10 protein-coding genes are annotated in these 9,512 nt (G+C 63.0%); 5 read left to right on the top strand and 5 right to left on the bottom strand.

What is annotated here, in order from left to right; all coding sequences use genetic code 11:
• Positions 1 to 577: 577 nt before the first annotated feature.
• A complete protein-coding gene (locus tag NN5_RS25490) occupies positions 578 to 733 on the bottom strand; it encodes a hypothetical protein (RefSeq protein ID WP_169801044.1) in 156 nt (51 codons plus the stop codon).
• A 177-nt stretch (positions 734 to 910) separates the two neighbouring features.
• On the opposite strand from NN5_RS25490, the gene NN5_RS22920 reads away from it, so the two are divergent.
• Both NN5_RS22920 and NN5_RS22915 read left to right on the top strand, forming a co-directional pair.
• Positions 911 to 1,546: a hypothetical protein gene (locus NN5_RS22920; protein WP_067738769.1), complete on the top strand. Its 636-nt coding sequence runs from the start codon at positions 911 to 913 to the stop codon at positions 1,544 to 1,546.
• Positions 1,543 to 3,063 carry a HEPN domain-containing protein gene (locus NN5_RS22915; RefSeq protein ID WP_067738767.1) on the top strand — a complete coding sequence of 507 codons (1,521 nt, stop codon included), beginning with the start codon at positions 1,543 to 1,545 and terminating at the stop codon, positions 3,061 to 3,063. Before NN5_RS22920 ends, NN5_RS22915 begins: the two co-directional genes overlap by 4 nt.
• An 88-nt stretch (positions 3,064 to 3,151) precedes the next feature.
• Here NN5_RS22915 and NN5_RS22910 read toward each other — a convergent pair whose 3' ends face one another.
• Genes NN5_RS22910 through NN5_RS22900 form a run of 3 tightly spaced genes read right to left on the bottom strand, consistent with a single transcriptional unit; the run spans position 3,152 to position 4,618 of the window.
• On the bottom strand, positions 3,152 to 4,054 hold the full coding sequence (locus NN5_RS22910; protein ID WP_067738765.1) for a hypothetical protein: 903 nt from the start codon (positions 4,052 to 4,054) through the stop codon (positions 3,152 to 3,154).
• Entirely contained in the window at positions 4,051 to 4,290 is a 240-nt protein-coding gene (locus NN5_RS22905) for a conjugal transfer protein TraD (protein WP_067738762.1), read from the bottom strand. The genes NN5_RS22910 and NN5_RS22905 overlap by 4 nt, the downstream gene beginning before the upstream one ends.
• A gap of 22 nt (positions 4,291 to 4,312) precedes the next feature.
• Entirely contained in the window at positions 4,313 to 4,618 is a 306-nt protein-coding gene (locus tag NN5_RS22900; RefSeq protein ID WP_067738759.1) for a conjugal transfer protein TraD, read from the bottom strand.
• A gap of 172 nt (positions 4,619 to 4,790) precedes the next feature.
• Between NN5_RS22900 and traA the strand changes: the two genes are divergently transcribed.
• From traA to NN5_RS22885, 3 genes are all read left to right on the top strand, one after another.
• On the top strand, positions 4,791 to 7,775 hold the full coding sequence (traA, locus tag NN5_RS22895; RefSeq protein ID WP_067738756.1) for a Ti-type conjugative transfer relaxase TraA: 2,985 nt from the start codon (positions 4,791 to 4,793) through the stop codon (positions 7,773 to 7,775).
• A gap of 83 nt (positions 7,776 to 7,858) precedes the next feature.
• A complete protein-coding gene (locus NN5_RS22890) occupies positions 7,859 to 8,488 on the top strand; it encodes a DUF6118 family protein (RefSeq protein ID WP_157081293.1) in 630 nt (209 codons plus the stop codon).
• Positions 8,489 to 8,715: 227 nt separating this feature from the next.
• Positions 8,716 to 8,925 (top strand): hypothetical protein, encoded by a 210-nt coding sequence (locus NN5_RS22885; protein WP_157081292.1) that lies wholly within the window; start codon positions 8,716 to 8,718, stop codon positions 8,923 to 8,925.
• A 25-nt stretch (positions 8,926 to 8,950) separates the two neighbouring features.
• Here the strand turns inward: NN5_RS22885 and NN5_RS25485 are convergent, their stop codons facing one another.
• Positions 8,951 to 9,289, bottom strand: coding sequence for a TrbC/VirB2 family protein (locus NN5_RS25485; RefSeq protein WP_084385126.1), 339 nt, complete (start codon positions 9,287 to 9,289; stop codon positions 8,951 to 8,953).
• Positions 9,290 to 9,512 lie beyond the last annotated feature (223 nt).

The raw sequence follows: 9,512 nt of genomic DNA, 5'->3' as shown, positions 1-9,512 counted from the left end.
TAGCACGGTGTTGAGGCGGATGATTTTTTCAATGTTGGACATGGGGATGCATTTCCCTTCCCTGACGGATGGTTGGCTCCCCTGAGGGCATCATCGGCAGCAGCGGCACGCCGCGCAAGAGTGCCGGAATTGTGGCCGGTGCGCTCAGGCGAACTCAGTCGTTCTCAGACGTTCCCTGACGTGCGCAGGCGTACACTGGCGAGGCGGCAGATTTTTTCCCATGGCATCCCGCCACAGGAGGACTGGCACCGGTTGGACCGCCCTGCGTCCCTCCCGAACGCGTGGGGAAGTGATTCGTGGCGGCGTTTCGACCGTTGCTTCGATCCAAAAAGCAGAAACATGACTGACCGTCCTTCTCGCCAGTCTGCCCGCTGGACGCCATGGTGCCGCCGGACATACTTGCGAACAAGAGCATAGGCACTGAAGTGCCGGTTCCGGTACTTCAGTGCCTATCGGCATTCGCAGGTAAAGCCGGGGATGTGGCGCAAACATTCGCCCCTGCCATCGGCTGCAAGAATTCCCGTTGGCTTCCCAAATGCCAAAACGAAAGCGTCGGGAGCATGTCCGGAAATAACCGCTATGGCTTGCCCTTCAGATCGGCGGACTCGCTTTCCAGCCGCTCGACCTCGCGCTCCACAACTTCCCTGATGAACTTGGCGCGCCGATTGGGGCCCATGAGACGGTCTATCCGTTCGGCCAGGCCTTCCGGCAGACGAACGACAGTCGTTTTCACTCTAAGCGGCGGTCTTCCCATGGAAACGTCGTAGCCAGACATGACGCCCTTTCAATCGCAAGTTCAGTAACAGATATCGCTTATTGCCAAATAGCACCTCCCGGCGCTATAAGCGATATCGGATATACTTCGGGCAGCTCGAATTGGCCCGAAGGCGCAGCCAGCGGAGGTGCAATCATGGAACGGCGAGTCTATTTCCTTGGCGACTCGAACGGCGCCACATCCCGGCGCGCGTTGCTGCGCGGATTGACCGCCGCACCGGTTGCCGCATCGGCTATCGTGTCGCCTTGGACGAAGTCGCTGGCGCCGCTCTACGAACGCAATGGCGATGAGCAGGTATGCCTGATGCGAACGAGGGCGGGCCGGTTACTCAGCCGGGACCGCTATCACAGCGCGGAAGTCGCCTTCTGGGCCATTGAGGCTGGCTTCTTTGCCCGTCATGTCCGGGAGACATTGCATCAGGCAGGCGCCGCCGCGACGCTGGCTCTATGCGCTCATCTGCTGGACGTCGGTTTTCCTGATGCATGGAATGCAGCGCATATCCGTCAGGATATCGCAAAGGCTCTGGCCTATGCCAACGCCACCGGACTTGGCCATGATTGCCCCGAGATGGCGCGCCTTGCGGCCATCCTCTCGCCCTACTGGAAATGGGGTTATGCGCACCTGATCGGCGATCCACCGCTGGATGATGGCGGGTTCACGCCCGATCGGGTCCGGCCGCTTATACGGGCATTGCTGGACCGCGTGCATGACGTGACCGGTCATCCGCGCCCCAAAGGCTTTCGATGCCGCCAGCGGGAGATCCGGTCATGATGCTGCGCGCCGATCTGGATCATCTGCCATCATCCGTCCGGGAGGAACTTCGCCATGTGACGGCGATCCTGTTCGAGGCGTTCTCGGAGACGGCTAAGGGCAGGCTGTCACAGCAGTACCGGGCAGGCCGGATTCTTTCGCTGCTGCTGCACGGTCCTCATTCCGAAATGGCTTGGGAACAGGTTGAGTCGGGCGCGGCGTACCACCTGCTGGCGATTGTCAACCACCCCAGGCTCGCCCGCAGCGAACGCGATTGGCGTATGGTGCATGACCGTCTTCGGCGCGCATGGGAATTTGGCGAAATTACCCGCCCGGTGCGCCTGACCGTCCAAAGTCTGGAGCAAATCAACAATGCGCTCATCGACGGTATCCCGCATTTCGTGAGCATCGCCGAGAAGGGCGTTGCGCTCTACCAGACGGCGGGGTTTCGGCTGCCATCGCCGCGCCGCCTGCCAGCACGAGAACGCAGCGTGCGCAGCGCGGCGGAATTCATCCATTGGCATATGCGCGGATGCGATTTTCTGCTGGGCGCGGCTTTCTACCGGGACCGGGGCAATGCGCCGATGGCGGCGCTGCTGCTGCATCAGGCATGCGAGTATTTCTATCAATGCGTGCTGTGGTCGGTCCGCCTTCACGGTCCGCGCACACATGCTTTGGACGACTTACGCGAGGCGGCCGAAGCGCTGGACGTGCGTTTGCGCGGTGTATGGCCGCGAGACACCCGTTTCGAGCGCCGGGCGTTCGGTTGCATTCGCCGGGCTTATGTCGAGGCGCGCTACGGGCGATCCTACCGGATTTCACCGGAGGAACTGGCGTGGGCGTTCGGCCGGGTGGAAATGCTGCGCGAGCACGTCGTTTGGACCTGCGCGGATCATCAGGCTTCGCTCGTCTCTGACATACCAGCGCCGATGCTTCCGCCGCCTGTGGTGCGAATGGCAACCACAACGGCTCCCATGGCCGTTCGCCGTGCGACAACACGTCAACGGCCATCGAAAATCGCCCGCCGCGCCGTGCCATCGCGATTTCGTTGGAACCGGCTGTTCCCCGTTCGCGATTTCCGGCACTCCGGCTGGTCCGCCCATTGGGGCGAGCGCACTTCGATCGCGGTGATCGCGCTGTGTCTCTTTCTGGCCGGTGCGGAAACGGCGGTCTGGCACGCGCGTTCGGCTGATTTTACACGCCGCGTCCGGTCCGAACCTGCCGATCCCTCCGCCGTGCTGGACTTCGACGTGCGCGCCAACACGGTGCTGGGCGCAGTCGGCGATATCGCCAACCGGGCGGGCTACCGGATCGAGGCGAACGAGGATATCTGGGCGGTGCGTTGGACCGGCTCCTACCGCGCCAAAGCGACAACCTTCGACGCCGTGGCGGACATCCTTTACGGCTCGGGCCTGTGCCCCGCGATACGCGGCGATACCATCACCGTGCGCTATTGCGACAAGAACCGCCCACCGATGGTCGCGACGCTGGAATATCCGGCGCCAGCGGAAGGGACAGTGGACCTGCAGGTTCCGTGATGCGCCACCGTCATTCTTCGCATTCCGCCTCGCCTCGACCCTGTGGTTGCCTGCACAGGTGACGAACGCAGTCCGAGCTTCGCTGCCTCTATGGCAGGGGCTCCATGGCGAAAGCAGGCACCACGATGCTGTTCCAGATTGCCCTTCCAGACGGTCCCTCGCCGTACAGTTTGATCCGCGCCAACGTTTCGCAAGATTGCTCGATGGTGACCGGAACAAAGCGCATCCGCATGTCAGGCATCACGACATCCCGCGCCGGGAACGTTCGCAAAAATTCCCCAAGCCTCAAGTCGAGGCGATAATGCAGAGCAGGATCGTGCCAGCCTTCCGCCCGTGCGAACATTTCCCTTACGCGCTCGCTGATGCAATCCTCCACGCGAGGTTGCACAACCGGGGCCTGAGAATTGGCGAGAACAACGTCGGGAATGAGCGGCCCGACCACAGGCTCCCAGCGCTGCAGCGCCAACGAAGGATCGACGATCAGAAACGGGGGAGCGACTACCCATGCGTGCCCGGCAACACCGCGTGGGCCGGACTTGAAATCGACCGTATGGAGCGCGCGCCGTAATCCCTGCGCGGGCGCTTCGATGATGACCGATCCCAGCAAGCCGAAACTCCAGACGCCGAGGCGATCGAGCATCCGCGTCATCATGGCGGTGGCGGCAAGACAACGGCACTGCGCGTCATGGGCGGCGAATGTGGTCGCCAGCAGATGCGCGAGCCTGGGGACCGTCGCGCGAACGTGTGCCTCATATCCGGGAGATAGGGGCCGCGTGGCGACCCATTCCGCGTATCGGGCACGGTATCCGGGATTGGCATGTTCGCGCGCGAGAAAGGCAGGCTGGTCGTAGAACCCGAAACGGCCTGGATCGATCCCCGACGCCTGGAAATCCGAGGTGAGCAACGCATGCTGCCGAGGCGCGCTCAAATGTTGTCCCTGAACATCAGCGATCGGCCAGTCTTCGTGCAGTGCAGGACCCACGCCGCTCATGTGTCTCTCGCGGCATCCTGCTCGGCCTCGAACGCGCGCTTGCCCTTGCGTTTCCACAAGGCAAGCGCATGGCCGCGCTCCTCCCCGCGCAGCTTGTTGGCGACCGCGAGGAGCGCACCGTAAAGCGCGGTGCGATCATCGTCGGTGAGTTCGACGAGACCGGCCTTCACAACAAGCCCGCCCAGCTCAATCAACTGGCGTGTGCGTTCGCGGCGCTTGACTTGCCAGCCACGCATGTCGGTTCGTGCTTTCACGGCCTCAAGCCGATGCCCCGCCGCCACTGAGCGGCAGAGTGCCTTCCGGGTTGCGGTCAGGTCCCGCCGCAGGTGTTCCCGCCTTGCCGAGAAAGAAAGCCGTGCCACTCTTGCGCCAGGCCTCCTTCCTGGCCGCGTCCTTCATACCTGCCGCATCAAGCAGCGCGCCTGCCAGGACGTCGGCATCGAGTGCATCGGCACCAGTGCCAACGACCAGTTCACCGAGCTGACGTATGCGGCGGTCTTTCAATTGCTTCGCCTTGTCGGCCAGCGCCTTCAGTTCCGAATCAAAATCTCGCGGCTTGCGCATCACAGTCTCCATTCCTGTCGTGATGGAGCCATGATAGTTGAGCGCTGACGGCGGCGCAGTAGAGTCGCCGGGACGGTCTGAAACGAACCGGTCCCTTCCCGGATTTTCTTTGGGAAGGGCGCGCTTATACGTCGTGCCGACGTCGCTCGTGAAGTGTAACTGAATTGCCGTCATGGCAATTTTCCACCTCTCGGTCAAAGTCATCAGCCGCGCGTCGGGCCGCAGTGCCGTTGCGGCAGCGGCCTATCGGGCCGGTGAACGCCTGCACGACGAGCGGCTCGACCGTGAACATGACTTCACGGGCAAATCGGGCGTCGTTCACAGCGAAGTGCTGCTACCGGAGAACGCGCCCGAGGCATGGCGCGACCGCGAGCGGCTGTGGAACGATGTCGAGGCCTTCGAGAAACGGAAGGATGCGCAACTCGCGCGCGAAGTGGAATTCGCGATTCCGAGGGAAATGAACCAGCAGCAGGGCATCGAGCTGGCGCGCGACTTCGTGCGAGACCAGTTCGTCGACCAGGGCATGATCGCCGATCTCAATGTGCATTGGGATATCGGCGCCGATGGCCAGCCCAAGCCCCATGCCCATGTCATGCTCACCATGCGGGAAGTGGGCGAGGATGGTTTCGGTGCCAAGGTCCGCGACTGGAACCGCACCGAGGTGGTCGAGCAATGGCGCGAGCGCTGGGAAGAGCACGTCAACCAGCGCCTGGCCGAACTCGACATCGATGCCCGCATCGATCACCGCAGTCTTGTTGATCAGGGCATTGACCTCGCGCCGCAGGACAAGATTGGCCCGGCGGCCTCGCGCATGGGAACGCAAGGCCTCGAAGCCGAGCGGATCGAGGATCACCGGGCCATCGCACGGGAGAATGGCGAGCGGATCATCGCCGAGCCGCGCATCGCGCTCGATGCAATCACGCATGGGCAGGCCACGTTCACCACCCGCGACATGGCTATGTTCGTCCACCGCCACAGCGACGGCAAGGACCAGTTCGATGCCGCCATGAGTGCGGTGCGTGGCTCGCCTGACCTGATCGAACTGGGCCAGGATGGGCGCGGGCAAGACCGGTTCACGTCGCGCGAGATGATCGAGACCGAGCAGCGCTTGCAACGTGCCACAGACCTCATGGCCGAGCGCGAACGGCATCGCGTGTCGGAAAGCGACCGGGACGCGGCGCTGGCGCGTGCGGAGCACGGCGGACTTGTGCTGTCGGGCGAGCAGCGCGCGGCGTTCGAACATGCAACCGATAGCCGCGATTTGAGTGTGATCGTCGGCTACGCCGGGACCGGCAAGAGTGCGATGCTGGGGGTGGCGCGCGAGACGTGGGAGAATGCAGGATTCAACGTGCGCGGCGCCGCCTTGTCGGGTATCGCTGCCGAGGGACTGGAGAATGGTTCTGGCATCGCCTCGCGCACCATCGCCAGCATGGAGCATGGCTGGAGCCAAGGCCGCGATCTTCTGACCTCGCGCGATGTGCTGGTGATCGACGAGGCGGGCATGGTCGGCTCGCGCCAGATGGAGCGCGTGCTGTCCCACGCCCAGGAGGCCGGTACCAAGGTCGTGCTGGTCGGTGATCCGCAGCAACTCCAGGCCATCGAAGCGGGTGCAGCGTTCCGCGCTATCCATGAGCGCCATGGCGGTGTCGAGATCACCGAAGTACGCCGCCAGCGCGCCGGATGGCAGCAGGATGCAACCCGCCACCTGGCAACTGGCCGCACTGGCGAAGCGATCCGGGCCTACGGCGAGCATGATATGGTCCATGCCGCTGCCACGCGTGAACAGGCGCGGGGCGAACTTGTCGATCGCTGGGACCGCGAGCGCAAAGCCGCACCGGGGCAGACCCGCATCATTCTTACCCACACCAATGACGAGGTGCGTGAACTCAACGAGGCCGCGCGCGGGCGCCTGCGCGATGCCGGTGAACTGGGCAAGGACGCTCTGGTGAAGACCGAGCGTGGCGATCGTCACTTCGCAGACGGCGACCGTGTGATGTTCCTGAAGAACGAGCGCAGCCTCGGCGTGAAGAACGGCACGTTGGGCACCGTCGAGCAGGTGAATCTGCAAAGCATGACCGTGCGCACCGACGACGGGCGCAGCGTGGCGTTCGACACCAAAAGCTATGCCCATCTGGACCATGGCTATGCCGCCACGATCCACAAGGCGCAGGGCATGACGGTTGATCGCGGCCATGTGCTGGCGACACCGGGCATGGACAGACACGGCGCCTATGTCGGTCTGTCCCGTCATCGTGACGGCCTGCAGCTTCATTACGGCCGCGATGACGTCAAGGACGAAGACCGGCTTGTCCGCATCCTCTCGCGCGAGCGGACCAAGGACATGGCGAGCGACTACGAACGCCGCGATCCGGCGCAGACCTTCGCCGAACGGCGCGGCATCACCTTGCGCGAACGGGTGACAGAGATCATCCACAAGGTGCCGGAGAAAGCGCGCGGGATGTTCGACGGCCTGCGCCTTGCCATCGGAGGGCACGATCGCGCAGCGCCGGTCGCACCCGATCGGCCTCGCTCCATTTCTTCGGCTCCGCTCAGGGGAGCCTTCGCCGATTTCCGCCCTCCCGATCCGGCGAAGGCCATCCAGGCCGCGCGTGATCCGATGCGGCAGATTGCCGCGGAGCGCCATGCCCGTGCCATCGCCAATGTCAGCAGGATGCAGGACAAAGGCTTGCCTGTCCTGCCGCACCAGACGGCCGAATTGGACAAGGCCCGCGAGGCGCTGAACGCCACTGGTAAGCATGCAGCAGCGGACATGGAGGCGGCCTACAGCCGCAATCCTGCCCTGGTCGCCGAAGCCGCCGCTGGCCGCACCCGCCAGGCTATCCGCGCGATGCAACTTGAAGCTGAAGTTCGCGCCGATCCGCAGCTGCGCGCCGACCGCTTCGTCGAAGGGTGGCGTCAGCTCAGCCAGCAGCGCGAGGAGTTGCAGCGTGATGGCGATTTCCGGGGCTCGCGCAAGGTGTCCGAGCAGATGGCGGGCATGGCCAAGAGCCTGGAGCGCGACGCGCAGGTGGAGTCGCTGCTGCAACCCCGCCGTCAGGACCTCGGCATTGACTTCGATACGGGGCGCAAGCTTGCCCACGACCTTGCGGGCAGTGTCGGGATCGAGATGGGGCGCAGCCAGGGCCTCAGCCGTTAGGAGGAACGATTATGGACAATCTGCCTATGCCATCCCCCGAAGCCGATCCGGCGGTACGGGCCTTCACGCGCCTCGGTGAAAAGGTGGACCTGCTCGAAGCCGCCATCGCCGGGTTTGCCGCCAGACGCGATGCCGCGCCCGACTACAGCGAAACACTGGGGAAGATCGAAGCCCAACTGGGCAAAGTGCGTGAGGCGATGAACACGCTTGCCCGCAGACCGGCGATGGAACTCACACCTGATGAAATGGCCCGGCAGATTTCCGCAGCCGGTGCGAAAGCTCGTGCGGAGGACGGTATCGTCATTGCGCAGGCGCGGGGGCGGATCGACGGTGCCGTGAGAGACATGGAAAGATTGGCGGGCGTAATTGCGGCCGCGCGCGAGCAGCGCCGCCGCCTTGCATGGGCGGCGGGCGGCGGTTTGCTCGCGGGGATGTTGCTGTGGTCGGTCCTTCCCGGTGTGATCCTGCGCGCCTTGCCGCAGGGGTGGCATATGCCTGAAGCGATGGCGGCACATATCATTGGTGAGCCGACGCTGTGGGAAGCCGGTTCCCGACTCATGCGCGCCAACAGTCCGCAGGCATGGCAGACCATCGTGGTCGCTGCAGAAGTACGTCGGGAGAACAGCGAAACCATAGATGCTTGTGAACAGGCTGCTGCCAATACAGGGCAACCTGTTCGATGCACGATCCGCATCAGGAAGCCATCATCTTGAGGAAAATTTGAGGTGTAGGCGCAGCATACTGCACTTAGCGATTTGGAGCCAGCAGCCAGCTTTGGCAGCATCAAGATAACAAAGACGTCTCGGCGGCCACCGTGTCGTCTGAGGTGGTCTCGCCTTCCAGGGCGCATGACCTGAGTTAAAATTCTGCAATCACGCGAGAGGTGATTTGCCAAATTCACCGGCTCGACTAGCTTGAAATATCATTGAAGGAGAAGTTCATGCGCAATGCCACCACGGCTCTTGTCCTGATCGCGAGCTTAGCCCTTCCGGGTCTGGCTCACGCCACAGAAACCGTCACTTACACATATGATGCCAAGGGACGCCTCATCAAAGTGGTCCATTCCGGTTCGGTGAACAACGGTGAGACGACAACTTACACGATCGACAAGGCGGACAACCGGACCAATGTCACGACTACCGGTGCGTGAAGCTGATACGGCCGCAAGTTTTTTCTTACATCGGCACCGACGCCCCGGCGTAAGGGTCGGTGTTTGGAGGTGGAGGGGCCGGAATGGCTATCGGCGGAGATGGTAGCGCATTGTACACCTCCACTGTTTGCGCGGGCGCCTGACCGACGCCGCCGCTCAAGGCCTTGGCAATGACAGGGGCGCCAAACAGAACGAAGCATCCCAGGATTACGCGCACACCAGAACGAACAGCGAGGCGTCCTTGTAGCATGGCAAAGCCGACGCCAGCGATCGCCAAGACGGCTAACATGACTCCCAAAGCGCCAGTCAGTGTGCCGACAATCCAGTCGCTGCAGGCCAGCAGGGCGTTGGAGCTTTGCAACATGCGTTCTTTGTTGCAGGCTTGGCGAATGGTGACAATCGGCCCGGTTGCATTTCTTCAGAAAATCATGTGTGTCTAGAATGTTAGGTTCAAATTTGTGGCTCTGCCCTTTACGCGGTGGCTACAATCCGAAGACATCAGGGGGTAAAGTGAATCGCTTCCGTTTGGTCGGCGCATTGGCAGCGCTGCTTTTGCCGGTGTCGGCTCACGCAGCGGCTTACGCAGA

Source organism: Novosphingobium naphthalenivorans NBRC 102051 (assembly GCF_001590985.1).
GTDB lineage: Bacteria > Pseudomonadota > Alphaproteobacteria > Sphingomonadales > Sphingomonadaceae > Novosphingobium > Novosphingobium naphthalenivorans.
The sequence above is the reverse complement of the archived record's forward strand: the minus strand, read 5'-3'. Positions and strand labels throughout refer to the sequence as shown.